The organism is Immundisolibacter cernigliae, assembly GCF_001697225.1.
Taxonomy (GTDB): Bacteria; Pseudomonadota; Gammaproteobacteria; order Immundisolibacterales; family Immundisolibacteraceae; genus Immundisolibacter; species Immundisolibacter cernigliae.
The window spans coordinates 266,338-292,341 of record NZ_CP014671.1; the positions used below are offsets into that span (position 1 = coordinate 266,338).

At 66.3% G+C, this 26,004-nt stretch carries 22 protein-coding genes, 3 tRNA genes, 1 pseudogene and 2 CRISPR repeat arrays; of the genes and pseudogenes, 8 read left to right on the forward strand and 18 right to left on the reverse strand.

Features of this window, described 5'->3' with window-relative positions:
- The first annotated feature begins 8 nt into the window (after nucleotides 1–8).
- Together PG2T_RS01295 and PG2T_RS01300 are read left to right on the forward strand one after the other, a co-directional pair.
- Nucleotides 9–926, forward strand: a complete 918-nt coding sequence (locus PG2T_RS01295; RefSeq protein WP_068802473.1) for a VOC family protein — start codon at nucleotides 9–11, stop codon at nucleotides 924–926.
- Nucleotides 927–967: 41 nt separating this feature from the next.
- Complete coding sequence (locus PG2T_RS01300) at nucleotides 968–1,441, forward strand: aromatic-ring-hydroxylating dioxygenase subunit beta (RefSeq protein WP_068802474.1); 474 nt, start codon at nucleotides 968–970, stop codon at nucleotides 1,439–1,441.
- Nucleotides 1,442–1,926: 485 nt separating this feature from the next.
- Here the strand turns inward: PG2T_RS01300 and PG2T_RS01305 are convergent, their stop codons facing one another.
- Nucleotides 1,927–2,997, reverse strand: a complete 1,071-nt coding sequence (locus PG2T_RS01305) for a 3-deoxy-7-phosphoheptulonate synthase (protein WP_068807523.1) — start codon at nucleotides 2,995–2,997, stop codon at nucleotides 1,927–1,929.
- A 132-nt stretch (nucleotides 2,998–3,129) separates the two neighbouring features.
- Nucleotides 3,130–3,204 (reverse strand) — tRNA-Val (locus PG2T_RS01310).
- A 121-nt stretch (nucleotides 3,205–3,325) separates the two neighbouring features.
- Here PG2T_RS01310 and gltX point away from each other — a divergent pair.
- From gltX to PG2T_RS01325, 3 genes are all read left to right on the forward strand, one after another.
- Nucleotides 3,326–4,738, forward strand: a complete 1,413-nt coding sequence (gltX, locus tag PG2T_RS01315; protein ID WP_068802475.1) for a glutamate--tRNA ligase — start codon at nucleotides 3,326–3,328, stop codon at nucleotides 4,736–4,738.
- A 41-nt stretch (nucleotides 4,739–4,779) separates the two neighbouring features.
- Nucleotides 4,780–4,855: transfer RNA gene (locus PG2T_RS01320), tRNA-Ala, on the forward strand.
- A gap of 43 nt (nucleotides 4,856–4,898) precedes the next feature.
- Nucleotides 4,899–4,974, forward strand: a tRNA-Glu gene (locus PG2T_RS01325).
- A gap of 168 nt (nucleotides 4,975–5,142) precedes the next feature.
- A CRISPR array of direct repeats spans nucleotides 5,143–5,477; the repeat unit is 29 nt; unit sequence CGGTTCATCCCCGCGAGTGCGGGGAACGC.
- 91 nt (nucleotides 5,478–5,568) lie between these two features.
- Nucleotides 5,569–6,757: direct repeats of the CRISPR family, unit length 29 nt; unit sequence CGGTTCATCCCCGCGAGTGCGGGGAACGC.
- Nucleotides 6,758–6,861: 104 nt separating this feature from the next.
- On the opposite strand, the gene cas2e is transcribed toward PG2T_RS01325, so the two are convergent.
- The 11 genes and pseudogenes from cas2e to pepN form a co-directional block, all read right to left on the reverse strand.
- Nucleotides 6,862–7,158, reverse strand: coding sequence for a type I-E CRISPR-associated endoribonuclease Cas2e (cas2e, locus tag PG2T_RS01330; RefSeq protein ID WP_068802476.1), 297 nt, complete (start codon nucleotides 7,156–7,158; stop codon nucleotides 6,862–6,864).
- Nucleotides 7,139–8,050, reverse strand: coding sequence for a type I-E CRISPR-associated endonuclease Cas1e (cas1e, locus tag PG2T_RS01335; protein WP_068807526.1), 912 nt, complete (start codon nucleotides 8,048–8,050; stop codon nucleotides 7,139–7,141). The genes cas2e and cas1e overlap by 20 nt, the downstream gene beginning before the upstream one ends.
- Nucleotides 8,051–8,062: 12 nt before the next feature.
- Entirely contained in the window at nucleotides 8,063–8,452 is a 390-nt protein-coding gene (locus tag PG2T_RS01340) for a type II toxin-antitoxin system VapC family toxin (protein WP_068802477.1), read from the reverse strand.
- Nucleotides 8,449–8,655, reverse strand: coding sequence for an AbrB/MazE/SpoVT family DNA-binding domain-containing protein (locus tag PG2T_RS01345; protein WP_068802478.1), 207 nt, complete (start codon nucleotides 8,653–8,655; stop codon nucleotides 8,449–8,451). Before PG2T_RS01345 ends, PG2T_RS01340 begins: the two co-directional genes overlap by 4 nt.
- Nucleotides 8,656–8,740: 85 nt before the next feature.
- Nucleotides 8,741–9,439, reverse strand: coding sequence for a type I-E CRISPR-associated protein Cas6/Cse3/CasE (gene cas6e, locus PG2T_RS01350; RefSeq protein WP_068802479.1), 699 nt, complete (start codon nucleotides 9,437–9,439; stop codon nucleotides 8,741–8,743).
- A gap of 2 nt (nucleotides 9,440–9,441) precedes the next feature.
- Nucleotides 9,442–10,134 (reverse strand): annotated as a pseudogene (cas5e, locus tag PG2T_RS01355) (type I-E CRISPR-associated protein Cas5/CasD); the annotation flags it as partial.
- Nucleotides 10,052–11,269, reverse strand: coding sequence for a type I-E CRISPR-associated protein Cas7/Cse4/CasC (cas7e, locus tag PG2T_RS01360; RefSeq protein ID WP_418268526.1), 1,218 nt, complete (start codon nucleotides 11,267–11,269; stop codon nucleotides 10,052–10,054). The pseudogene cas5e and the gene cas7e, both read right to left, overlap by 83 nt.
- A 31-nt stretch (nucleotides 11,270–11,300) precedes the next feature.
- Nucleotides 11,301–11,810 carry a type I-E CRISPR-associated protein Cse2/CasB gene (gene casB, locus PG2T_RS01365; RefSeq protein WP_068802481.1) on the reverse strand — a complete coding sequence of 170 codons (510 nt, stop codon included), beginning with the start codon at nucleotides 11,808–11,810 and terminating at the stop codon, nucleotides 11,301–11,303.
- A gap of 11 nt (nucleotides 11,811–11,821) precedes the next feature.
- A complete protein-coding gene (casA, locus tag PG2T_RS01370) occupies nucleotides 11,822–13,438 on the reverse strand; it encodes a type I-E CRISPR-associated protein Cse1/CasA (protein ID WP_068802482.1) in 1,617 nt (538 codons plus the stop codon).
- Entirely contained in the window at nucleotides 13,435–16,203 is a 2,769-nt protein-coding gene (locus PG2T_RS01375; protein WP_068802483.1) for a CRISPR-associated helicase/endonuclease Cas3, read from the reverse strand. The genes casA and PG2T_RS01375 overlap by 4 nt, the downstream gene beginning before the upstream one ends.
- Before the next feature lie 430 nt (nucleotides 16,204–16,633).
- On the reverse strand, nucleotides 16,634–19,270 hold the full coding sequence (gene pepN, locus PG2T_RS01380; protein ID WP_068802484.1) for an aminopeptidase N: 2,637 nt from the start codon (nucleotides 19,268–19,270) through the stop codon (nucleotides 16,634–16,636).
- 136 nt (nucleotides 19,271–19,406) lie between these two features.
- Between pepN and PG2T_RS15910 the strand changes: the two genes are divergently transcribed.
- Both PG2T_RS15910 and PG2T_RS01390 read left to right on the forward strand, forming a co-directional pair.
- The gene (locus tag PG2T_RS15910) at nucleotides 19,407–20,495 is read left to right on the forward strand and encodes an HAD-IA family hydrolase (RefSeq protein WP_068802485.1); all 1,089 of its coding nucleotides are present in this window, start codon (nucleotides 19,407–19,409) and stop codon (nucleotides 20,493–20,495) included.
- Complete coding sequence (locus PG2T_RS01390) at nucleotides 20,492–20,941, forward strand: hypothetical protein (RefSeq protein WP_068802486.1); 450 nt, start codon at nucleotides 20,492–20,494, stop codon at nucleotides 20,939–20,941. Before PG2T_RS15910 ends, PG2T_RS01390 begins: the two co-directional genes overlap by 4 nt.
- Nucleotides 20,942–20,958: 17 nt before the next feature.
- On the opposite strand, the gene PG2T_RS01395 is transcribed toward PG2T_RS01390, so the two are convergent.
- The 5 genes from PG2T_RS01395 to petA are packed head-to-tail and all read right to left on the reverse strand — an operon-like array spanning nucleotide 20,959 to nucleotide 24,606.
- A complete protein-coding gene (locus PG2T_RS01395; protein WP_068802487.1) occupies nucleotides 20,959–21,372 on the reverse strand; it encodes a ClpXP protease specificity-enhancing factor in 414 nt (137 codons plus the stop codon).
- Nucleotides 21,356–22,081 (reverse strand): glutathione S-transferase N-terminal domain-containing protein, encoded by a 726-nt coding sequence (locus PG2T_RS01400; protein WP_236953278.1) that lies wholly within the window; start codon nucleotides 22,079–22,081, stop codon nucleotides 21,356–21,358. Before PG2T_RS01400 ends, PG2T_RS01395 begins: the two co-directional genes overlap by 17 nt.
- 16 nt (nucleotides 22,082–22,097) lie before the next feature.
- Entirely contained in the window at nucleotides 22,098–22,793 is a 696-nt protein-coding gene (locus PG2T_RS01405; protein WP_068802488.1) for a cytochrome c1, read from the reverse strand.
- The gene (locus PG2T_RS01410; protein WP_068802489.1) at nucleotides 22,790–24,016 is read right to left on the reverse strand and encodes a cytochrome b; all 1,227 of its coding nucleotides are present in this window, start codon (nucleotides 24,014–24,016) and stop codon (nucleotides 22,790–22,792) included. Before PG2T_RS01410 ends, PG2T_RS01405 begins: the two co-directional genes overlap by 4 nt.
- Nucleotides 24,016–24,606: a ubiquinol-cytochrome c reductase iron-sulfur subunit gene (gene petA, locus PG2T_RS01415; RefSeq protein ID WP_068802490.1), complete on the reverse strand. Its 591-nt coding sequence runs from the start codon at nucleotides 24,604–24,606 to the stop codon at nucleotides 24,016–24,018. Before petA ends, PG2T_RS01410 begins: the two co-directional genes overlap by 1 nt.
- A 235-nt stretch (nucleotides 24,607–24,841) precedes the next feature.
- On the opposite strand from petA, the gene PG2T_RS01420 reads away from it, so the two are divergent.
- Nucleotides 24,842–25,987 carry a trypsin-like peptidase domain-containing protein gene (locus PG2T_RS01420; RefSeq protein WP_068802491.1) on the forward strand — a complete coding sequence of 382 codons (1,146 nt, stop codon included), beginning with the start codon at nucleotides 24,842–24,844 and terminating at the stop codon, nucleotides 25,985–25,987.
- The last annotated feature ends 17 nt before the right edge of the window (nucleotides 25,988–26,004 follow it).

The window sequence follows — 26,004 nt, forward strand, 5'->3', positions numbered from 1 at the left end:
ATACCACAATGTCCGATTCTCGCCTGTGTCCGACGCGCCTGGGCTACGTTCACCTGCGGGTGAAGAACCTGGACGAATCGCTGGCCTTCTGGACCCGCGCCGTGCCGCTGGAGGTGAGCGCCCGCCTGGGCGGGCGGGTGTACCTGCGCGGTGGCCTGCAGCACCACTGGATAGTGCTCGAGCAATCGGCCGACCCCGGCCTCGAACGGGTGGCGCTGGAAGTGGAAACACGCGCCGAGCTGGACGCCTTCGAGGCGCGGTTGAAGGCGCTCGGCGTCGCCTTCGAGGCCGGTGACGGCCTGGACACCGAGCGCGTCGACCGCTACCTGCGTTTCGCCGATCCGGCCGGCAATCCGCTCGAACTGTACTGCGATATGGTGGCCATGCCGACGCCGCCGACGCCGCGCGCCGTGCAGCTGCTGGACATCCAGCACGTCGTGCTGGCGGCCGGCGACCCCTCCCGGGCGACCGCCTTCTACCGCGACGTACTGGGAATGCGCGAGTCCGACTGGGTCGAGCGTGACGTGTGCTTTTTGCACATGAAAAACGGCTGGCACCACGGCATCGGTGTCGGCGGCTTCGGTGGCGCGGCCAGCGGCCTGAATCACGTCTGCTTCCAGCCGCCGGGGCTGGATGACGTGATGCGGGCACGTGCCACCGTGCGCAAGCTCGGCTACCCGATCACCATGGACCTGCTGCGCCACGCGCCGTCGACATCGGTCGGCTTTTACTTTGCCGGGCCGGACACGGTGGCCGAGATGAGCTTCGGCGCCCGCCACTTCACCGAGGACGCGCCGCCCAGGCCGCGGCTGCTGGCGCGTGGCCTAGACACCATCGACGTGTGGCAACAGGGCCTGGTCGACCACGAACAGTCGGTGATCGACGAGCTGAAGAAAATGGCCGAGCGTCAACGCGCCACCGGCTGATTCAAGATGAACTTTTTTGCATTTCCAGGGAGCACCGTCCGATGAGCCAATTACCGATACGCCACGAAGTCGAGGAACTGATCCACGCCTACGTGCAGTGCATCGACGACGATCAGCTTGAAAGCTGGCCGGATTTTTTTGCCGACGAGTGCGTGTACAAGGTCATCCCGCGCGAGAACGCGGACCTGGGCCTGCCGGTGGCGGTGATGTTCTGCGACAGCAAGGGCATGCTGCGCGACCGCATCGTGGCCCTGCGCAAGGCCAACATCTACGCGCCGCACTTCTACCGCCACCTGGTCAGCAATGTGCGCGTGCTGGGCGAGCAGGACGGCGTGATCAGCGCGCAGACCAACTACGTCGTGTTCCAGACCCTGCTGGACGGCGAGACGCGCATCTACAACGCCGGCAAGTACCTGGACAAGATGGTGCGCGTGAACGGGCAGCTGCGTTTCAGGGAAAAGCTGTGCGTGTTCGACACCAACCGCATCCAGACGCTGATGGTGACGCCGATTTAATTCCGCACCGGGCGGCGGCGGTTCCGACAATCGACGGCAGCGCCGCTCCAGAGCCGGGCTTACCGATAAGCGGCCAAGGGGGCGATGAATCACACAGCGCAGCTTCGCACCCATCTGGCGTGCGCGTGCGGCTGATGCGGCCGACTGCGCCTTAGGGAAGTGCTGAAAAATGCCTTCCCTGGCATTTTTCAGCTCGCCTCGGCGCGGTACATGCCCGCGCCGGGCTCCATGAATCAAGCACTTCGCGCTTGCTTCATGCCGGGGCATCCTGCCCCGGACGGGAAGCGCTGGATGAATCCCTCCTGCATTTCCCAGCGCCCGCAACCGAAAAACCTTGTGGGAGCGCAGCTTCGCTGCGCGATGATCGCCCGGCGCCGCCGGGCTCCCACAGTTTTCCGATGGCTCACAAAATCAGTAGCTTACCGCTGCTGATTTTGGCAGCACGTCCCTGCGCTGCAGAAAACGCTGAATACTTCAGCGTTTCCTCAGGCGACCTTGGCGGCGCGCACCACGGGCAGCAGCTTGTTGTGCATGCCCCGCAGCAGGGACTCGGTGGTCGGCCAGTCGATGCACGGGTCGGTCACCGACACGCCGTAGCGCAGCTGCGACAGGTCCTGCGGGATCGGCTGGTTGCCGGCCTCGAGGTTGCTCTCGAGCATCAGGCCGACGATGGAGCGGTTGCCCTCCAGCATCTGGTTGACGCAGTTCTCCAGCACCAGGCCCTGCAGTTCGGGCTTCTTGCTGCAGTTGGCGTGGCTGCAATCAACGACGATGTTGCGCGGCAGCTTGGCCTTGGCCAGTGCCTCCTCGCACAGGGCCACCGCGACCGAATCGTAGTTCGGCCGGTCATGGCCGCCGCGCAGCACCAGATGGCCATAAGCGTTGCCGCGGGTGCGGATCACCGCCGACTGGCCCTGCAGGTTGATGCCCAGAAAGCTGTGCGGGCTGGCCGCCGACTTCATGGCGTTGATGGCCACGTCGATACCGCCGTCAGTGCCGTTCTTGAAGCCGACCGCCGTCGACAGGCCGCTCGACATCTCGCGGTGGGTCTGGGATTCGGTGGTGCGGGCGCCGATGGCGGTCCACGTGATCAGGTCGTGCAGATACTGCGGCATGATCGGGTCGAGCGCCTCGGTACCGGCCGGCAGGCCCATCTGGGCCAGCTCCAGCAGCAGCCCGCGGGCCATCAGCACGCCCTCCTCGATGTGGAAGGAGTCGTCCATGCGCGGGTCGTTGATCAGGCCCTTCCAGCCGGTCGACGTGCGCGGCTTCTCGAAGTACACGCGCATGATGATCAGCAGCGTGTCCTGTACCTCGTGCGCCAGGGCCTGCAGGCGCCGTGCGTAGTCGCGGGCGGCGTCCAGGTCGTGAATCGAACATGGGCCGACCACCACGAAGCGGCGCGCATCGCGCCGGTCCAGGATGGCCTGCACGGCGGCGCGGCCTTCCAGCACCGTGCGCTCGGCGGCCGGCGTCAGCGGCAGGCGGGCGCGCACCTCGGCCGGGGTCGGCATCAGCTGCTGCTCGACGACATTGATATTGGTCAGCTTGTCCATGGCGGCACGGCCTGTCAGCGAAAAATCGGGGCAAACGGGGCCGCGCATTGTATCGGCTCGACAAGACGCGCCGCCAAAACTGGCTCCGAAACGCAAAACGCCCGGCACGAGGCCAGGCGTTTTCAGGAAACGTGGTGGGCGATGCTGGGATCGAACCAGCGACCCCTACCGTGTGAAGGTAGTGCTCTACCGCTGAGCTAATCGCCCCCGTGGGGGCCGCGAATTCTAGGCGTCTGCCCTGACCGGGTCAAACGGGAGCGGTCAGCCGCGAGTCGGCCCAACCCGCGCCGCTACAATAGCCGCCCCGTTTTCCGCCCCAGGCCCTGCCATGAGTGTCCGCAGCCGTTTCGCGCCCAGCCCCACCGGCTACCTGCACATCGGCGGTGCGCGCACTGCCCTGTTCGCCTGGCTGCACGCCCGCCATCACGGCGGCACCTTCATCCTGCGCATCGAGGACACGGACCGTGAGCGCTCGACGGTGGAATCGGTCAACGCCATCCTGGAAGGCATGGCCTGGCTGGGCCTGAACTACGACGAGGGGCCGTTCTACCAGACCCACCGCTTCGCTCACTACCGCGCGGTGCTGGAGCGCATGCTGGACGCCGGCCAGGCCTACCGCTGCTACTGCACGCAGGAGGACCTGGCCGCCCGGCGCGAGTCGCAGCTGGCGCGCAAGGAAAAACCCCGCTACGACGGCCGCTGCCGCAACCTGACCGCGCCGCCGCCCGGCAATCCGCCGTCGGTGATCCGTTTCCGCAATCCGCTGGACGGCGACGTGGTGGTGGACGACCTGATCCGCGGCCGGGTTGCGTTCAGCAACACCGAACTCGACGACCTGGTGCTGGCGCGCAGCGACGGCACGCCGACCTACAACTTCACCGTGGTCGTGGACGACATGGACATGGGCGTGACCTGCGTCATCCGCGGCGACGATCACCTGAACAACACGCCGCGGCAGATCAACATCCTGCGCGCACTCGGCGCGCCGGTGCCGCAGTACGCGCACGTGCCGATGATCCTTGGCCCCGACGGCGCGCGGCTGTCCAAGCGCCATGGAGCCGTCAGTGTGCTGCAGTACCGCGACGAGGGCTTTCTGCCGGAGGCGCTGCTGAACTACCTGGTGCGCCTGGGCTGGTCGCACGGCGATCAGGAGGTGTTCTCGCTGGACGAACTGGTCACGCTGTTCGAGGTGGAGCACGTCAACCGCGCCGCCGCGGCGGTCAATCCGGACAAGCTGCTGTGGCTGAACCAGCATTACCTCAAAACCAGCGACCCCGACCACGTGGCGCGGCATCTGAGCCCCTTCATGGGCCTGCACGGCATCGATCCGGCACTCGACGGCCCGCCGCTGGCGCAGGTGGTGCTGGCGCTGCGCGAGCGCAGCAAGACGCTGGTCGAGATGGCGCAAAAGGCCCTGCCGTTCTACCGCGAGTTCCAGGACTACGACCCGGCCTCGCTGAAACACTTGACGCCGGATGCCATCGAACCGCTGCTGGCCCTGCACACCCGCTTCGAGCAGCTCGCCGACTGGCAGGCCGCGGCGCTGCACCAGACCGTGGAGGACGTGGCCGCCCAGCACGGGCGCACGTTCGGCCAGCTGGCGCAGCCGCTGCGCGTGGCCCTGTGCGGCAGCGCCGTGTCGCCGGCCATCGACATCACCCTGGAGCTGATCGGCCGCGGCCGGGTGCTCGGCCGCCTGGAGCGCGCCGTGCAATGGCTGCACGGCCAAGCCTCTGCTTGACACTGCCGGCCGAAAATCAGTACATTGCGCGCCCCTTGCACGGGGCCATAGCTCAGCTGGGAGAGCGCAACACTGGCAGTGTTGAGGTCGGCGGTTCGATCCCGCCTGGCTCCACCAAATCCCCTCCGCCGCGGGTGCCTCCCCGCCCGGCCGTCTGCAAGTCCCCATCGTCTAGAGGCCTAGGACACTGCCCTTTCACGGCGGCAACAGGGGTTCGAATCCCCTTGGGGACGCCATTTCAAGCGACGATTTGCAGGCATGGTGCTGGCACCTGACTGCCATGAAGCGCGATATTCCGCCGCCCAAAACCCACGGCCAGTTGAGCCAGGATATTAGCCAACCAGCTCAGATGGTCGGGCAATGGCGGGCGTATTGCTCGCCTGCGGCGCGAGTTCTCTATCCGCCGGTTCATCCCCGCGAGTGCGGGGAACGCCGCCTGCACCGGGGCCGGATACGCATTAGTGACGGTTCATCCCCGCGAGTGCGGGGAACGCTTGGCGGCGATGCGCTCCGATTCCTCGTAGTCCGGTTCATCCCCGCGAGTGCGGGGAACGCTCCCGTGATCCTGATTCGCCGCTCGGGCGGGTCGGTTCATCCCCGCGAGTGCGGGGAACGCCTGTTGGCGGTCGCGTCCGGCAGCGGCTTGTCCGGTTCATCCCCGAGAGTGCGGGGAACGCATGTACAGGTCACGCATTTCGGCAGCGGTAGTCGGTTCATCCCCGCGAGTGCGGGGAACGCGACCTGATCGAGACGCGCGGGATTGTGGCCGACGGTTCATCCCGCGAGTGCGGGGAACGCCAGGCGCAGCGTGGCGGCGGCGGTGGTGATGACGGTTCATCCCCGCGAGTGCGGGGAACGCAACTCAGCGAACAGCAAACCGTCAGGGTGTGTCGGTTCATCCCCGCGAGTGCGGGGAACGCCGCGCCAGTGCCTTGCGCCACGGCTCGGGCTGCGGTTCATCCCCGCGAGTGCGGGGAACGCGCAGAGCCGCCGCAGCCCATAGGCGCGCCCCTCGGTTCATCCCCGCGAGTGCGGGGAACGCCGACCCTGCGGCCGATCCGCGCTGCTGTCTGGCGGTTCATCCCCGCGAGTGCGGGGAACGCGCCCACTGGCAGACCCCGACTACCGAGACCGACGGTTCATCCCCGCGAGTGCGGGGAACGCGACCTGGTGCAGGATGTTGGGGTCGACCACTACGGTTCATCCCCGCGAGTGCGGGGAACGCGGCGATCCGTCGAACAGGTCAAGCTCCCCGGCCGGTTCATCCCCGCGAGTGCGGGGAACGCCTGCTGGCCGGCGAGCCGTTCAACGTGTTCGACGGTTCATCCCCGCGAGTGCGGGGAACGCTCGGTCAGCGCCGAGGAGACCAAGCGGCACATCGGTTCATCCCCGCGAGTGCGGGGAACGCTGGAACTGCATCAGCATGACCGAGTCACGCGACGGTTCATCCCCGCGAGTGCGGGGAACGCCAAGGCGCGGACCATCGGGTGACCTACGCCTCCGGTTCATCCCCGCGAGTGCGGGGAACGCACCGGCGACGTGACCGGCCCGCCGGCCGTGGCCGGTTCATCCCCGCGAGTGCGGGGAACGCGTTTCCATCGCGCCGCCGATTTCGTCATCGGCCGGTTCATCCCCGCGAGTGCGGGGAACGCGATCAGGCGCGAGCCGTGCCCACTGAGGGCGCCGGTTCATCCCCGCGAGTGCGGGGAACGCTGCCCGCCGCTGGCCATGCCGCCGTCGTACAGCGGTTCATCCCCGCGAGTGCGGGGAACGCAGCTCAGCGGTGATTATTTGGTGCGCGCGTTGCGGTTCATCCCCGCGAGTGCGGGGAACGCAAAGACCTGATCGGCATACCCTGGCGCGTGGCCGGTTCATCCCCGCGAGTGCGGGGAACGCCCACGGCCGGGGCGGCGTGACCTGGGTCATCGACGGTTCATCCCCGCGAGTGCGGGGAACGCCCGCTCCGCGAGCGTGACCCTGGCCTGGTCGGCGGTTCATCCCCGCGAGTGCGGGGAACGCACTTCCTCTAATCCATTGAAATCAGGACAGAAAAAGTGGCTCGAAAAGCCTACCAGCAACACGAGGCTGCCGGAAGTCTTTTCCCATATTGTCAAAGAGCAGGGTCACGACGGATTCTCGCCCGGCGGTGGCAAGAACGAAACGAGCTTCACGCCATCCAGTTCGACTGGAATCCTGCGATTCACGCCGCAGGTCACAAAGTCAAAGCCCGCCTCGGTCGCCGCCTTCCAGGCCATGACAGCGTTGCCGTCGCCAATACCCTGCTCCACCTGTGACCAGATGTTCTCGCGCACACGACGCGAGAACTCGCCGACGTAAACACCAGCGCGGATCTCCAGCAGCCACACGGCTAGCCTGCCCCGCAGCCGCGGCGGGGCATTTTCAACCACGATGACCAGCATCACCGAGCGGTTTGCGGTCAGGAATGGCCGGGGCGATGGCGTCGTCCGGCGGTTGTGGCGGATCGATCCCGCCGGCTGAAAGCATCTCCTCGATGCCCGGAATGATGCGCTCCAGCAGCTTCGTCTGGCGAAAGATGTCGCGGCAACGCAGGCGCACCTCACGCTCAGGATTGGCCGGCTGCTTGGCGGCGACCTGGAATGCGACCGGCACGACGGTCTCGAATTTGTACACATCGGCCACGTCGTACACGAACGACAGCGGCTTTCCGCTGTGGATGAAACCCACTGCTGGCGCGTAGCCCGCCGCCAGCACGGCGGCCTCAGTCACGCCATACAGGCAGGCGGTGGCTGACGACAGGCAGCGGTTGGGCAGGTCGGAGGCGTCCCAGGCCTCGGGATCGTAATTGCGCCGAGACCAGGTCACGCCAAATTTCTGCCCCAGACGCTTGTACATCTCGCGCACGCGGGCGCCCTCGATGCCGCGCAGTTGTTCCACCGAGCGCCGCTGCGGCGGCGCCTCACCAAAGCGCAGCGCGTACATCTTGCGCACAACCTTCAGACGCAGGTCCGGGTCCAGCGCCAATTTGGCCTGATACAGCAATCGATCGGATCGCGCGCCGCCCGGCTGGCCGGCGGAATAGAGTCGCACACCGGCTTCGCCGATCCACACCAGCAGCGTGCCGACCCGCGCGGCGAGCGTTACCGCCGCATGGGAAACCCGCGCACCCGGCTCCAGCATCAGGCAGGCCACGCCACCGACGGGAATATGCGTGCGCACGCCGGTGACATCCACTACCACGAAGGCACCATCGAGCACGTCGAGCTGGCCGCGCTCGATGTAGAGCACCGATAGCCGTTCCTTGATCGGAATGGGGCGCAGCGGCGGCAGCAGGTCGGCCACGGGTCAGCCGCCCTGGCCGCGTGACTTCGCCACAAAACGCACACCGGGCAGGCCTTCGAAGTCGGCATCCTGGGTCCACAGCAGCGCGTCAAAGCAGCGAGCGGTGGCGTAAATGACCGAATCGGCAAGCGCGAGCCGATGATCCACACCCAAGCGCGCTGCCGACAGCGCCAGTACGGAATCCAACTCGACCACCTGGCCTTGCCGCATCAGCGCCACGGCTTGAAGGGCATCGCCCTCCCCCCGTTGCTGCAACACCCGCTTGAAGACCTCCAGCAGGGATAGTGTCGGGACAACCAATTGTTCCGTATCGAGGATCGCCGACGCAAAGAACGTGGCGTTGGGTCCATCGGCGAAATACTCCAGCCAGCCGGACGAATCAACCAGGTTCATACCCGATCGGCTTCCCGCGGCACGTCCGTGTCGATGCCGCGCAGGAAGCCGCGTGCCTCGCGCATATCCTGCACCGGAACGAACTCCGCACGCCCCTCGTAGACGATCACGTCGAGCTTCTGCCCCGGCTTGATTTGCAGCGACTCCCGCACCGCCTTGGGAATCACCACCTGATATTTTTCGGACACGGTTACAGTCGTCATACAAAACTCCTATCGATGCCAGATCGGTGGATCATAGTGGGCCATGGCTACAGCGACAACGATGGCCACAAATGGGCGCACGCGGTCAGCATCGCCGCACCAACAGCAGCCCGCAGCCGAAGGCCTTGGCAGGGCCGATGCCCGTCGTGAGGGCAGATCGGAATCGGTCGGGATCGGTCACGGTGAGCACGCCGGAGAAATCCACGGTGGAGAAGCGTAACTGCTGTGTCCTGGGCAGATGACGCCGTTCCGAATGCGTGAGGTAACCGTCCACACGCAGAGCGTCTTCATCCACCAGAAACCCATGGGCCTCTGCGCGGCGGATAAGCCAGTGCCGACAGGTGCGGTCCACGAGATCGTAAAGTTGTGGCTTGCCGGCATCCTGCCACTCGGACCAGTTGTTCAGTCCTCGTTCTTGCAGTAGGCGCTTTTTCTCCGCCATCACCACGTCGTCGCGCCGGGCTTTCCCATCCCTTTTGCTTGTGACAATCGGGTTGGCCCGCAGATCAAAGCGCAGGCGCGCGCCGCTGTCGAGCTCCGGGGCATAGTCCCGAGTCTGTACGAACCAGGCCGCATCGGGACTCATCGGCGGCCGCCCCGACACCAGGTAGTAACGGGACGCGCCTTCCACCTCACGGTGACAGAACAGGAAGTCACGGTTGGCATCAGGCGCGCCAGGAAAAAAGCGCCACAGCCACTGATGCTCCTCGTACGGACCGAGGGCGCGTGCCTGGGCTGCGTCGCGCTCGCGACCCGGCGCGGGAGAAATCAGGCTGAAATACATGCTCAACCCTCCCCGGCCAGAATGGCGACGTGTTCAGTGCGGTCACCGAACTGCCAGCCACTGCGCCGGATGATGCGATCCTTGCGGGAGGCGGACAGGTCCGCTGGGGTGCCCGCCGTCACGCCGTCGCCCCAGACCAGTCGTGCCAGCCTAGCCGGGGATTCCAGCAACGGACGCCCCCACCTGTCGGTCTGCTCGGCGAGGCGGTTGACTAGCTGTTCCCGGTACGTCTCAAAGGCAGCCAGGGCCGACTCCGCCTCGATGATCTTCGGATGCAAAGGCGCGGCAGGCGGGCAGGATTTGCGGCCCAGATAGAGCACGAACCGCGGACGGGCCAGGGCAGCCGCCACGGCGGGCAGGTCGCGGGGTGCGTCTGCAAGCGGCTGGACCGCGATGAGATAGCCGACGTTCTGCCGGTAGTCGCGGGTGGAAAGGATGGTGTTGAGTTCATCCTTGGGCACGGCCAGTTCATCCCGGCGCGTGGCATGGGGCCGCTTCTTCAGCGCGGCCCGACCCGGCACCTGCGCCGTGTGGTAGTCGCGCAGCAACGTGCCTTGCGACAGCACCCCTACTGCGAAGCCATAGCCCTGGCTCAGCGCCGCGTGGGCAACGTCATCCTCGCGCCGGATGCCAAGCGCCGCGCCCAGCAGGCCCACCAGTGCCGACTCGCCCGGCCAGTTGTGACTGCCGCGGTACTCGCCGACGGCGGTGTCGCCCCAGGCGGCAAGCGGCGCTTGCAGTTGAAACACCAGAAAGGCCATGGTCAGCCCCCTTGATGAAGTCGGCCAGTTCAGCGAGAGAGCCTTCGCCAGTTTCAACGTTGAAGGTGTAGCGGGCGTCGGCGCAGGCGCCATAGACCTTGTCGAAGTTGTCACGGCGCTGGGTGAGCGCGCGGACCGAATTTTCGAACAGGTCGTGATCCTCCCCTCCCCTGACTGGCTTCAGGAAGGCCTGCGCGAGCGAGCGCGGCTGCTGATCGCCCTTTTCAGCCAGTGCGTAGACGGCATAGGCGCGCGAGGCGAAGCTGTTCTGCATGCCGGTGGGCGAGACCTTGGCGATGGCGTGGGCCAGAGCCTCCAGCGTGCGTTCGGTCAGGGCCGCATCGCCGCCCAGGTTTTCACGCAATTGCTCCCGGTTGATGCACAGGTACAGATAGAACAGCCCGGCGCCGTAGCCACGCTCGCCGATATGGCCGGCGCCGGCATCTTCGACCCCCGTGTTGAGATCGTCCACGGCGCTGAAATAATCGTCTTCTACCGCCGCCTTGTGGACGGTGAAGGCGTGGGCGACCTGGACGGCGGCTTCCATGTTGTAAGCCGGCGCGTCTGCCAGCATGCGCCCGAACATGGCGATGTCTGCCGCCTGCTGGGGCTTGCGCAGCAATTTCAACTCATCCTCGGTCGGGACGCTGTTACGGCTCACACAAGCGGCCGTCAGCGCATCGATGGCTGCGCGCTCCTCCGGGCTGAAATGGGCGAGCTGCTCGATTTCCAGATCCTCATCGTGCTCGGTTTTCTTGTCGGACTTGAGCTTGCCGAACTGGCCCGCAATGGCACGTGCCCACTCCCGCGCGGCCTTTTCCCGAATGCCTTTCTCTCGCAGGGTTTTGAAAATCTCCGCACCCATGCGCTTGGTGCGCGTACCGATATGGCCGGCGAGCGCGGTCTCGAAGATATCCGAGGTGCGCCATGCCCGCTTGAGGCTCTGTGAGGAAATGCGCAGGCGCAGGGCTTCACCCACCAGCGCGGTCTTGGGTCGACCGGTGTCGTCGCGGTTCAGGTTGGCCGGCGGATAGCTAGTGAGCAGGTGCAATTGAACGAAACGGCTCATGAATCGAATCTCCCTTTGTCGAAAATGAAAATCAGTCGGTCTTCTTGGCGGGCCACGCGTAGGCATAAGCCCAGGCTTTCTTGACCTTGTCGCCCCAATACACCACGTCGTCAGCTAGCGCGGTGATGCTGATCTGATGCTCGATCAGCGGCAGCGCGCGCCGCAGACCGCTGAACAGGGCATCGAGATCCGGGGCCTCCAGCAACCGTTGAAAGCGTAACGGGCTGACCGGTGGCCGACCCTCACCGCTGTCGTCCCTGCTCATGGCCTGCGCCGGCGACTGGTCGCCATCGGTCTTCACATGTGCCAGCAGGCCGATCACGGCAGCCAAACGGTCATTGAGCGGGGATGCTCCCTCGACATCCCAACCGGCCTCGCGCAGTCGCCGGTAGGCGCGCTGGTAGGCCGGCGTCAGGCTGACGGCGGTGATGTCGTGGGCGCGGCGCAGTTCGGCACGCGCCGCACGGTCGTCGTCCAGTCCGCTCCACCAGCCGCGCAGGGCAGAGGCAAGACGGGGGTTCTTCCGAAAGTCGTTACTCATGCGTCCCTCCCTCAGGGTTGTGCGTGCGCCGCGTTGGCCGACCGGGTTTTGTCGGCGACAGGCAAGCCCAGCGCCGCGCGAATTTTCTTGCCGTCCAGATTGCGCTGGAGCTGACGGTAGGCCTCGGCGGCACGGCGCGGGTTCTGGCGCTCGATGGCACCGGCACCGACGAACTGGGTGTCGAACAGATCGACCGCGACTCGCCGCAGGCGCGCGAGCCAGGCCTGGGCGACAGCCAGGTGATCGATGTCGCCATCCAGCCGCGCCACCTCGATCAGCTCCCGCAACTGCCGGTAGAAATCGGCCTCGCTCGCGCTCCAGAAACTGGCATCCAGCACGCTGAGGTCGCCTCGCGCCTCGTCGCCGAACCAGGCATCCTTCACCGCGCTGCGCAGAAAAAAGGCCGCCAGGCTGGCCCCGGCCAGCCACTGGCGGACTTCTTCCTCAACTCGCCTCTGGGCATCCACATCGCATTCGTTCAGGCCATACAGCGGCAGGCTGGCCTCGTACCAGCAGCGGGCCTTCATGTTGTCCATGTCGTAGCCGAAGGCCCACAGCCGAAGCTGCCCGTCCAACACACCCCGACCGGAAGCCAGCACATGACTTACCACGCGCGCCCGGCGCAGGGCCTTGTTGGACTCCATGGCCGCACCCAGTACCCAGCCCAGCCAATGGCGGTAGCCGATGCCGCCCGGCTGCGGATGCATCGCGCGCCATTCGTCCTTGTCTTGATAGTAGGGCGACAGTGGATGATCCCAGGCGCCCTTGTAGTTGAGGCCGTAGTTCTTGGTGACGTACTGGCGGACAAGTCGGTCGGACGCGCGGCCACACAGCGGACAGATGCCGGATTCCGTCTGCTCAAAATCGAGCCGGATGCGGCGCGGCATGGCCCAGAAGACATGGGCGGGGTGCACCTGAATCGGTGCCAGCTCCCCCTTGTCCGTTTGCAGCGCGGTGATGCCGGCGAGCCAGGGAAATGTGTAGTGCGGCTCCGTCAAGGCGCGCTCGCCGCTGTGGTCGAGAAATGCCCCTTGTTCGCGCACGTTCAGCCACAGGTCGTGCCACAGGCTACGCGGCGGCTGGCAGGCCACCAGCGTCGTAAGTGGCCCGCCACCACGCAGCCCGGTGCGATGGCCAGCACCACCAGACGGCGCATTGATTTGCAATGTCAGCAGCGCAGTTGCCGTGCAATGGAGGCAGATTGCGTCCGCCTGCCCGCGCTTGATGAAATGGTCGGCGTTGTTCTTAAGCGTCTGCTCGCCCGGTGCCTCGATCAGCAGTGCGCTGACATCGTTCACCGCGCCTTCGTCAGGGCGCAGGGTGCGATCCTGCATAAACCGTGGCCCGTCGCCATCGAGATCAAACGCCGTCTGCACCGGCGTGAACCATTGCGCCAGCGTCTCGGCCGTCGGTGGTCTGCGGAACAACTCCCGCCATTTCGTATTGGTCTCGACCGGCGCGGTGGTTTGCAGCAGCCCGATGGCAAACTGCGCCAGCGCGCCGTTGAAGTCCGGCCGGTCGGCGTCGAAGGCAACCAGCGTCGAATCGGACAACGCCGTCGGCGCAATCCAGGTACGGCTGCCATCGGCACGGCGCACCGGCAGCCAGGGTTCTTCGAGCAGGTTCATGGGTCCTCCACATCGGGAATCGAATCTTGTTGGCGCAAACCGCGGGCATCGTCATAGTGCCAAACGAGGCGTCGCTCCCCCGCACTGCGCGTTGGCGCAGCCCAAGCCTCACCCACCCAGCCGGCGGCGGCACCCTCCAGCGGCAACAGCACCGACCAGCGGCCCTTCGCAGGCAGCGTTTCAAGCGCAGCTTCAATCGCTGCCTGGCGCGCTGGCGACGACGGTTCCACCGCCCGCGCAATCAGCCGCTCGGCCACCCGCACGGTGCTGTAGGCCCAGGCATGGCGCCGCTCGGCGTGCTCAGCCCAGGGCAACAGCGCATCGCCGTCCCAACGGGCCAGCACCACATCCCGCGTGGCCTCGCCCAGGCGCGATGGCACCCTGGCGTCGCTCCACCAGTCGGTACCCTCGCGGGTATAGCCGGAAGCGAAAGTGACGGTGTTGGCCTGTGCCATGCTGGCATCGGCAAAACCCTTGGCATCAGCCCGGTCGGCACTGCGCTGCAAACCCTCGGGAATAGGCTCGCGGTCACCAAATACGCCTTCGATGAGGTCGCGCGCATCATCCGGCATCGCGTAATGACCGGCGCGCAAGGCCTTGGCGGTGAGCCAGATCTGGCCGTGATGCGGATAAACGGCGGCGGGACCGCGAAAGGCTGCCTTGAACCAGTCCGCGTCGGGATCGTCATGCCATGCGGGTCCAAAAACCCACAGACAAGGCTCGCCCCGTTGATCCTGCGCTGCGGGCGCGGTCAGGCGCGCCCCACGCGCATCGCGTACATGCCGGTGCAGGCGGCCGGCGCGCTGGATCACCCGGTCGATGGGGGCGAGATCGGTCACCACCAGATCGAAATCCACATCGAGCGACTGCTCAACCACTTGGGTTGCAATCAGCAATTGGCCCGCGCGCTCGGCGGGACCACTTTCGGCACCAAAGCGGGCGAGCACGCGCTTTTCGATTTTGAGGCGGTCTTGCAGCGCAAAGCGGGCATGGAACAGCGTCAGCTTGTCGTCTGGGAGGCTGACGTGAAAACGTTCATAGGCGGCCAGCGCATCAGCCACCGTATTGCGCAGCCAGCACACACACTGCCCGGCGGCGAGTGCGCCTTGGATTCGAGTCACGACCTCGGCTTCGGAATCAGCGTAGCGCACGGCGACCCGCCGGCACAGGCTGGCGCGTGTGGCGAGCGGCGTTTCGGTGAGGGTGTGCGGCGCAGCGGCCGACCAGGATGTGGCCAACGGATAGGCGGCTTGCGCCAGTGCGGGCGCCCGAGCCTCACCGCACCCACGGCTGAAGGCATCGAGCAGTGTCCGCTTCATGGCCTGCGGCAGCGTGGCGGAGAGCAAAATTGCGCTGCCGCCAGCGCGGGCGTGAAAGTTGAGCACCGTTGCCAGCACGCGCAGCATGTAGGCATCACAGGCATGCACCTCGTCCACCACCAGCACCTTGTGCACCAGTCCCAACAGGCGAAGCGACTGGTGCTTGCTTTGCAGTGCCGAGAGCAAAACCTGGTCGAGCGTGCCCACACCGGCTGGCGCCAGCAACGCCCGCTTGTTGTGATCGGCGAGCCAGGCCGCGCAGCGGGCGGATGCGCTTTCATCCTGCTGATGCGGGTCGTGTTCGGCGCGATCCGCCGGCAATACGGACGCCGCGAAGGCTTCCACTAGATTGCGGCTGCCGTGGGCCAGCGCCATGCTCGCCCGGTTCGCGAACAGTCGGCCATAGACCTGCGCGATGCGGTCGTACATGGCATTCGCAGTGGCCATGGTCGGCAGGCCAATGAAAAATCCATCACCGTTCCCACTCGCCATCAGTCGATGGGCGAGCAACACGGCCGCTTCGGTCTTGCCGGCTCCGGTCACGTCTTCGAGCAGGTGAATTTGCGGCCCGGCATGCAAAGACACGCTGCCCGCCCAACGCTGCAATGGGGACGGATCGGCAATATCCCGGAACAGCGCCGCAAAATTCAACTCGCCCGGCATCGCGATCGGCAGCACCTCGGCCACGGCGAGCGCGTGCTTTGCCCGCTCGCGCGCCTGCGGCCAATAATCGGCAAGCGGAATGCCGGAACGATCATAGGGAAAGAAAGCAGTGTTGGAACCGAGCCAGTCGGCCAGTACCGCAATGCCGGCCATCCACCAGGACAGTTCCTTGCTGGCGAGTTCAAACTCGGTTGCGCTCATCCGGTTCGGGATTGCGGATGCGGCTTCGTCGAGCAGCAGTGCCCGCACTTCACCGATGAAGCTGACCACCGCGTCGCGGTCCGCACGCCGGTCGCAGTGCGTTTCCCAGAAGCCGCCCGGCTCCGGCGGCTGGCCGTGATGGCCCGTTACCGCCTGTGCCCAGGAGTCCAGCCCGTCGCCGTACTCGGCAGTGTCCACGCCGAACCAGCTCTCCTGACAAGCGATCCTTCGAACTGGGCCGGTCCAAAGCAGCCAGCCGACACTGTCGTGACGCAGCGTATAGGCCTTGGCGGGGTCTCTTCCTCGCAGGGCCTGGAACAGGTCGGCGCGCTGCCCCTGAAAACTCTCAGCGAACTTGCCCAGATCGTGCAGCGCCAGCCAGAAGGCAATCCAGCCGATTAATCCTTGTTCGTCACCCAGACGCTGCGCGAACAGCTGTCTGACCGCAGGCGCACGAGCCAGGTATTCCACTCCAACTGCCGCCACATCCAGGCAGTGATAGGCCAATGGGTGCCACTTGGGTTCGCCGGGATAATTGGGATCAGCCTTGCCCCAGTACGAAAGGCTGTGCAGCGGTGTCATCCGGTTTTCCTGGATACGTCCAGCAGCTTGCGGCTGTCAGCCTCGCGGATAAACAACGCGTAGGAAGACGCCCGCGCTGGCGGCAAGACGCCATCGCGTGACCGCGCGGGGCGCTCCCTGAGATGCGTGGCGAGCCGTCTGGAACCCCCAAGGCTCCATCGGTCGTAGCCAGACTCAGCATGAAAGAATTGGATATAAGCACACATACCGGCGCCTGCAAAGTGGACAGACGATGGCCACCGTACATGGGAGGTGTCTTATTTCATGAGACTACGCACGGCTTCGCGAAAATTTATTTTTCGCCGGATGACGGGGCGAAAATCGGGAAGTGAGCCCGCCAGGCGCCGCCGTGATCGGGCGGCGTAGAGGAGCAAGGACGGCGGCTGGGCGTGCCGGGTGTGGCAGCCCAGCTCCTGCACCGCGCTGCCTGTTACGCCAGCGCCTTGCTGACCACTTCGTAGAGGTCTTTCGACAGCTGTGTCGCCGCCAGGCGTTCCAATTGAGTGCGCATCAGAGCCTGCCGGCCGGGCTCGTAGCGGCGCCAGCGGGCGAGCGCCTGCACCAGGCGGGCTGCCAGCATGGGATTGAAGGCATCGATGGCCAGCACCTGATCGGCCAGGAAGGCGTAGCCGGCACCGTCGGCGGCGTGGAACCGTGCCGGGTTGCCGTGCACGAAGACGCCGACCAGGGCTCGCACGCGGTTGGGGTTGCGCGGTGCGTAGGCCGGGTGATGCAGCAGGGCCTTCACGTCGTCCAGTGCCTGCACGCGACGCGCGCCGGCCTGCACGCTGAACCAGCGGTCCAGCACGATCGCTTCGCCCTGCCAGCGCTGGTAGAAGGCGGCCAGCGCCTGTTCGCGCTCGGGCGCGTCCAGCTGTGCCAGCAGCGCCAGCGCCGCGTTGCTGTCGGTCATGTTGTCAGCGGCCTCGAACTGCGCCAGGCACAGGCTGGCGCCGATGTCGTCCAGTTCCGCCAGGTAGCCCAGGCAAAGGTTGCGCAGGCTGCGTCGGCCGACCTGGGCGCCCTCGAACTGATACGGGCCGGTCGGTGCGAGAGCCTTGTAGCGCGCCAGCAGCGGCTCGCGCAGGGCCTGCGCCAGCGCCAGGCGCAGGAAGCGGCGCACCTCGTGGATGGCCTGTGGGTCGACCACGTCGAGTTCGCCCGCGATGAACGTTTCCGACGGCAGCGTCAGCAACTCGGTCACCAGCGCCGGATCGAGGTTCTGGTCGGTCAGGCAGCGGCGCGCCGCGGCAAGCAGGCCGGCGTCCATCGACAGGGTTTCGCCGTTGGCGTGCGTCGCCAGCAAACGGCGTATCAGGCGCAGGTAGAGCTGCTGGCCGGCCTCGTAGCGGGCGTAGGCGTCGGTGTCGTGCGCCAGCAGGTGCGCGAGCTGCGCATCGTCCAGATCGATTTCCAGGCGTACCGGGGCCGAGAAGCCGCGCAGCAGCGAGGGCACCGGCGGCGCCGAAATGTCTTCGAACACGAAGGTCTGTTCGGCTTCGCGCAGCTGCAGTACGCGCTGCGTGCCGGTGGCCGTGGCCTCCCCTTCCAGGCGCAGCGGCAGCTCGCGCCCGTCCGCAGCCAGCAGACCGAGTGCGACCGGAATCGGCAGCGGCTGCTTGTCCGGCTGGCCCGGTGTCGGCGGCGTGTGCTGGCGCAGCGTCAGGTAGTAGCGCTGCGCCGAGGCGTCATGGCGATGCTGCACCGTCAGCTGCGGCGTGCCGGCCTGGCGGTACCAGTCCATGAAGGGTTCGAGATCGACGCCGTTGGCATCGGCCAGCGCGGCGACGAAGTCCTCCACCGTCACCGCCTGCCCGTCGTGGCGGGCGAAGTAGCGGTCCATGCCGCGCCGAAAGCCGTCCACGCCCAGCAGCGTGTGCAGCATGCGCACCACCTCGGCGCCCTTCTGGTAGACGGTGCTGGTATAAAAGTTGTTGATCTCGACGTAGGCCTGCGGCCGCACCGGGTGCGCCAGCGGGCCGCCGTCCTCGGCGAACTGCACGGTGCGCAGGTTGCGCACGTCGGCGATGCGCTTGACCGCCGCCGAGCCCATGTCAGCCGAGAACTGCTGGTCGCGGAACACAGTGAGGCCTTCCTTCAGCGACAGCTGGAACCAGTCGCGGCAAGTGATGCGGTTGCCGGTCCAGTTGTGGAAGTACTCGTGGGCGATGATGCCCTCGATGTACTGGTAGTCCAGGTCCGTGGCGCGCGAGGGCTCGGCCATCACGTACTTGGCGTTGAACACGTTCAGGCCCTTGTTCTCCATGGCCCCCATGTTGAAGTCGTCGACCGCCACGATGTGAAACACGTCGAGGTCGTACTCGCGGCCGTACACGCGCTCGTCCCAGGCCATGGATTTTTTAAGCGCGGCCATGGCGTGGCCGCACTGCGCCACATAGGCCGGCTCGGTGTGGATGTACAGCTGCACCGTGCGCCCGCTGGACGTGACGAAGGTGTCCGTGAGGGCCTCCAGCTGACCGGCCACCAGCGCGAACAAGTAGCTGGGCTTGGGGAACGGATCGTCGAAGGTGGCGTAGTGGCGGCCGTCCGGCAGTTCGCCGCCCGCCACGCGGTTGCCGTTCGACAGCAGCAGCGGATAGGTGTCGCGGTCGGCCCGCAGCGTGGTGGTGAAGCGCGTCAGCACGTCCGGGCGGTCCGGAAAATAGGTGATGCGCCGAAAGCCCTCGGCCTCGCACTGCGTGCACAGCATGCCGCGCGAGGTGTACAGCCCCTCCAGCGCGCTGTTTGCGGACGGATCGATCTCGACCTCGGTTTCGATACACACCTGATCCGGCAGACCGGGAATGGTGAGCGTGTCGGCGGTGACCTCGTATTCGCTCGGGCGCATGGGGTAGCCGTCGCGGCTGACCCGGCGCAGCTTCAGTCCCTGCCCGTCGAGCACCAGCGGCGCGTTGCGCTGGCCGGCCGGGTTGCGGCGCAGTTCCAGCCGGCCCCGCACGCGCGTGTGGGCCGGATCGAGATCGAATTCGAGCTGCACGGACGTGACCAGGAATTCCGGCGGGCGGTAGTCTTTCAGTTCGATGGCACGGGGGGTGGCGTCACGCATGGGGGCAAGCTCGGATGAAATGGTGAGGCCATTGTCGACACGGGCCGGGGCCCGCGGCAACCGGCGCGGAAAAATCGCCGTCCCGCTGCAGGCAGCGGTAAGCTGCGCGGCGCTTCGACCACCCCCTCAGGCACGCATGTCCGCACCTTCACGCGCCGCGCTGTTCGATCTTGACGGCACGCTGCTGGATTCCATCCCGGCGTTTCTTGCCATCACCCGTCGCGCCTGCCGCGAGCTGGGCTGGCCGCAGCCGGCGCCCGGCTACATTCGCGAGGTGATGACGCTGGGCCGCTCGCCCATCGAGGCATTGCTCGGGCCGGTCGCCGATGCCGACGCCCGACACCGTGCGTTGAGCGCCGCCAGCCAGAACCTCTGGAAGGAGGTGTTCGCCGCGGAGGCGCGCCTGTTTCACGACACGCTGTCGGTACTGCAACGGCTGGCGGCCACGGGCTGGCGCCTGGGCATCGTCACCGACTCGAATCACTTCGTGGTCAGCCGGCTGACCGAAGCTCCCGGCTGCCCGCCAATCGACGTCATCGTCACGCGCGACGAGGCACCGGCCCGCAAGCCTTCGCCCAGCGGCATCGAGCTTGCCCTGCAGATGCTGGGGCTGGCGCCCGAGGCCGCAATCTACGTCGGCGACAACCCGATCGACATCAAGGCCGCCCACGGCGCCGGCGTGCGGGCCTTTGGCATCACCACCGGCGCTTCGCGGCGCGAGGATCTGCTGCCGCACAACCCATATGCGGTGCTCGATTCGCTGACGCAGCTGCACGCCCACCTGGCTGACACGGCCCCCACGCCCACGGCCACGGTGCGCGGTGAACTGGTCAGTGGGCTTGGTGAGGCGAGCGGCTTTCTTGCCATAAGCTGGGTGCGTGAGGCCATCGAAGCCCGGCTCGGTGGCCCGTTCTACCCAGGCACCATCAACCTCGCCGCCGACACCGACGGTGCCGCGCTGGCGGCGCGCCTGCGCCACGACGTAAGGCTGCAGCGTTTCGAACTTGCGGCGCGCGATGATTTTTGCCCGGCGCTGCTGCATGCGGTGGAGTTGTCGCACCGCGCCATGCGCACCCCGGCGCTGCTGCTGTGGCCGCAAGTACCCGGTTATCCGGACGACAAGCTCGAACTGATCTGTCCCATTCCGCTGCGCACCGGCTGGGCGCTGACCGACGGCGTTGTGCTGGACGTGCGCTACCTGACCCTGGAGGAACCCTGGCCATGAACCTGCCCGAATTGAGCATCGACGACCTGGCCCGGCTGCGCCTGCAGGAATGCCAGGGCACGCTGATCGGCGGCCTCAAGGTGGCCTGTGGCCTGGGCATCAGCGCCGAGGAATTCGGCTTTCGGATGATGATGGAGCAGGGCATCAACTGGAGCCGCGTGTGCGGCGATCTGGAGCGGATCGCACACATCTTTTACGAGCACTACCAGGTGACCTACGGCTTCGGCTGCGCGCTGCAGGTCGGCATAGAAAACGACACGCTGCGCTTTCAGATGCCGCCTGTCGAGGCTGCCGCAGCCGGGCAGCTCGCGCACTGGCAGATACCCGCCGTGGCCTTGCAGGACATGAATCGCGGCTTCTGGCGGGCGCTGACAGAAAACGCCGCCATCACCGCGCAGCTTGAGTTCGGCCCCGACCGCCATGTGGTGACGGTGCGCCGGGGTTGAGCAGTTTATAAAGGCGCTTATTTGACGACGCGCAGCTTCGGTCGCTCGGGCGGCGGCGGTTCGGGCGCGCTCGGCGGCGTGTCCGTTTCTTCGGTCGGAAACGTCATGCCCTGGCCATTTTCGCGCGCGTACACGGCCAGCACCGCCAGCATGGGCACCCACACCTCGCGCGCGACGCCGCCAAAGCGGGCGCCAAACGAGACGTACTCATTGGCCAGGTCGCGCCGCGTGGTGGCGCGCTGGGCGATGTTGAGCACGATCTTGCCGGCCTTCACGTGCTCTTGCGGCACGCTGACGCCGTCGAGGGTGGCGTCCACCAGTATCTGCGGCGTCAGGCCGTTGTCCTCCATCCACTGCACCATGCCGCGCAGCAGATAGGGCTTGGCCGATGGCAGGTGCTGCACGTCCGACCCGTCAGGCGGACTTGCCATGCCGTATTTCGAATTCCTGCTCGGTCAGGCTGCTGCGAAACGCCGGGCGCGCAAACATGCGCTCGGCGTAGCGCAACATCGGCCGCGCCGGGGCCGGCAATTCGATGCCGTACACCGGCAAACGCCACAGCAACACGGTCAGCGCACAGTCGACCAGCGTCGGCCCCTCGCCGAACACGAACTCGTGCTGCTGGAACAGCGGCGCAATCGCAGTCAGGCCGTCGCGCAGGGTCTTGCGGGCGCCGGCGACATCGGATTTCTTTTCGTGCTCGGTCAGCGTGCGGTGCAGGCTGAACCAGTCGTGATCGATCCGCCACAACATCAGGCGGGCCTGGGCGCGGTTGATCGGATCGACCGGCATCAGCGGCGGGTGCGGGAAACGCTCGTCCAGGTACTCCATGATGATCGCGGAGTTGTAGAGCACCAGGCCGCGGTCAACCAACACTGGCAGGTCGCCATAGGGGTTGAGCTCGCGCAGATCCTCCGGCATGGCCGCCGGGTCGACCGACTCGATCTCGATCGAGATGTCCTTCTCGCACAGCACCAGCCGCGTGCGGTGGCTGTGGGGACACACCACACCGGCGTAGAGCTTCATGTTGCGGATGCGTTCGGTGGTGAAACCGTCGGCATCGCTGCCGTAATCCAGCGGCTCGACCTTGGGCGAGGCCTTGGCTGGCGCAGATTCCTTCTTGGGCGTTTTTGAAGACAACGATATAAATCCTGGATCAGTGAACATCACGCCAGTATTCGTGCTTGACCATGTAGGCCAGGCCGGAGAACACCAGCAGGAAAAGCAGAACCTTGACACCTAGGCTGTAGCGGACCAACTTGGCCGGCTCGCCCATGTAGACCATGAAATTGACCAGATCGCGCACCAGGGCGTCATATTCGGCGGGCTTGAGCGTGCCTTCCGCGACCTGCGTCAGATGCCCGTCCTGCAACGCCTGCGTGCCCTGCAAACCGGCCAGCACATGCGGCATGGCGGCGTTCGGGAACACCGTGTTGTTGACGCCAAACGGCCGCGCCGGGTCCAGGTAGAAGCTGCGCAGATAGCTGTACAGCCAGTCCGCGCCGCGCGAGCGGGCGGCCAGGGTCAGGTCCGGCGGCGCCTGGCCAAACCAGCGGGCACCGTCCTCATTGGCCAGCGCCACGTGCATGACCTGATTGACGTCACCACCGTTGAAGACCATGTTGGCCTGCACCTGCTCGGGCGTCAGTCCAAGGTCCTGCGCCACGCGCGAGTAGCGCATGAACTCGGCACTGTGGCAGCTGACACAGTAGTTGACGAAGGTGCGCGCGCCCCGCTGCAGGGCAGCCCGGTTGGACAGGTCGGCCTTGAAACCCGGCAGCGCCGCGCCTTCGGACGCCACGCCAAGCAACGGTGCGGCGGCCAGCAGACAAGCCAGAATCAGTTTTCTCATTTTGTCGTCACCCTGTCCGGAACCGGCTTGGTGCTGTCGATCCTGGTGTAGATCGGCATGGCGAGGAAGAACAGGAAATACAGCACCGACAGCACCCGCGCGATCAGCGTGTACAGGTCCGACACCGGCTGGGTTCCCAGATAGCCCAGGCCGATGAAGCTGACCACGAAGATGGCCAGCGCGATGCGGTTCAGTATCCCGCGGTAGCGGATCGACTTGACCGGGCTGCGGTCCAGCCACGGAATCAGGAACAGCATGAAGATGGCCGCGCCCATCGCCACCACGCCCAGGAACTTGTCCGGCACCGCGCGCAGGATCGAATAGAACGGCGCGAAGTACCACAGCGGCGCAATGTGTGGCGGCGTGACCATCGGATCGGCGGGCTTGAAGTTGTCCGGCTCCAGGAACTTGCCCCACATCTCCGGCACGAAGAACACGATGGCGGCAAAAATGATGGCGAACACCGACAGGCCCCAGATGTCCTTGACCGTGTAATACGGGTGGAACGGGATGCCGTCCAGCGGCTTGCCATCGGCGCCTTTCTTCTTCTTGATCTCCACGCCGTCCGGGTTGTTCGAGCCGGTCTCGTGCAGGGCAATGATGTGGAAGAACACCAGCGCAATGATCAGCAATGGCACCGCCGCCACATGCAGCGCGAAGAAGCGGTTCAGGGTCGGGTCACCGACCGCGAAGTCACCGCGGATCCACAGCGACAGGCCATCGCCGATGATCGGGATGGCGCCAAACAGCGAGATGATCACCTGCGCGCCCCAGTACGACATCTGCCCCCACGGCAGCAGGTAGCCCATGAAGGCCTCGGCCATCAGCAGCACGTAGATGACCATGCCGAACAGCCATACCAACTCGCGCGGGCCCTTGCCCGAGCCGTAGATGATGCCGCGGAACATGTGCAGGTAGACCACCACGAAGAACATCGATGCGCCGGTCGAGTGCAGGTAGCGGATCAGCCAGCCCCAGCTGACGTCGCGCATGATGTACTCGACCGAGGCGAACGCCAGATCCTCGGACGGCTTGTAGTGCATCGTCAGGAAAATGCCGGTGACGATCTGCAACACCAGCACCGCCAGCGCCAGCGAGCCGAAGAAGTACCAGAAGTTGAAGTTCTTGGGCGCGTAGTACTGACCGACGTGATCGTCCCACCAGTCGAAGATGGGGAAGCGGTCGTCGATCCAGCGCGCCAGACCCGAGCTGCGATTGGCCATTACGCGGTCTCCTGATCTTCGCCGATGACCAGGCGGGTGTCGGTCAGATACTTGTGCGGCGGCACCGGCAGGTTAAGCGGCGGTGGCACGCCCTTGTAGACTCGCCCGGCGAGGTCGTAGCGGCCGCCGTGGCAGGGGCACAGAAACCCGCCCTGCCAGTCGGCATCCAGGTCACCGACCTGCGGGCGCAGCTGCGGCGAGCACCCGAGGTGCGTGCACACGCCCAGCAGCACCAGGTACTCCGGCTTGAAGGAACGCTGGGCATTGGTCGCGTAAGTCGGTTGCTCGGACTGCGTCGACTCCGGGTCACGCAGTGCATCGGCGGACACCTTGGCCAGGTTGTCCAGCTCCTCCTGCGTGCGGCGCAGGATCCACACCGGCTTGCGGCGCCACTCGATCACCATCAGCTCGCCGGGCGCCAGCCTGCCGATGTCGACCTCCACCGGCCCACCGGCAGCCTGCGCCTTGGCGCTCGGCTGCATGCTGGATATGAACGGCACCGCCGTGGCCGCCAGACCCACCCCTCCCAGCGCCCCGGCCGTGCCGGCCAGCAGCCGACGGCGCGCGGGATCAACCGCATCGTTTGCCATAGATCACGATTCCCCTGAAGGCGGGCCAGCGTTGCCCGCGGTAAGCCGCGAGCCCCGGAACACCTGCGGTGTGCGCCGCTTTGCGAAGCGGCGGCCGGCAAGGTCCGTCCGGGGCGAGTGAAAAAGCCGCGGTATTGTGCCAAACGCGGCGCCGCAGCGCCAAACAGGCTCCGGACCGGGGTGCCGCTGTGCCGGTCGCGGCTGCTAGGATTGCCGCCCCTCACGGAGACCCGACATGGCAAGCAGCCGCAATTTGAGCCGTTATCTGCTGCAGGCGGCGGCCTTCGGCCTCGTGGCGGGATTGGCGATCAGCGTGCTGTGGCCGCGCCCCCGAGTTGACTCGGCGGCGCCTGCGGGCGATCCGGCGGCGGTGACCGCCCCCATGGCACATACCGAACCTGCCGCAAACAGCTTTGCCCCGGCCGTGGAGCGCGCCGCGCCGTCGGTGGTGAACATCTACAGCACCAAGATCATCACCCGCTCGTACAACCCGCTGCTGGACGATCCGGTGTTCCAGCGCTTCTTCGGTCGGGCGCCGGTGCCGCGCCAGCGTCTGGAGTCGAGCCTCGGCTCGGGCGTGGTGCTCGACCGCGACGGCTACATCGTGACCAACCACCATGTCATCGCCGACGCGGACGAAATCCAGGTGGCGCTGCGCGACGGGCGCAGTGCCCACGCCAGGCTGATCGGGAGCGATACGGTCACCGACCTGGCGCTGCTGCGCATCGACCTGGCGCAGGTGCCGGCCATCGCGCTGGGTGACGACCGGCAGACGCGCATCGGCGATCTGGTGCTGGCGATCGGCAACCCGTTTGGCGTCGGCCAGACAGTGACGCTGGGCGTGGTCGGGGCGGTTGGCCGCGAAGCGCCCGGCATCAGTGCGGTCAGCGACTTCATCCAGACCGATGCGGCCATCAATCCGGGCAATTCCGGCGGCGCGCTGGTGAATTCGACCGGCGAACTGATCGGTATCAACACCGCCATCTACAGCCGCAGTGGCGGTTCGGAGGGCATCGGCTTTGCAGTGCCGGTCGGTACGGTGCGCCAGATCGCCGCGCAGCTGCGGGAACACGGCGAAGTTCCCCGCGGCTGGCTGGGGCTGGAATTGCAGGAACTGACGCCCCAGCTTGCCGACTCCCTGGGCCTGGACGACGCCGGCGGAGCGCTGGTGGCAGGTGTCTATCGTGGCTCGCCGGCGGCCCGCGCCGGCGTGCAGCCCGGGGATCTGTTGGTGGCGATCGATGGGCATCGCTTCCAGCGCGCCCGCGACGCCCTGGCTGCGCTCGCCACGCTGCCCCGCGAACAGGAAATCAGGCTGACCCTGCAACGTGGCCGACGACGCATCGAAACGCGCGCGACGACCATCCGCCAGCCGGACTGAGCCCTTCTCGCCGGGAT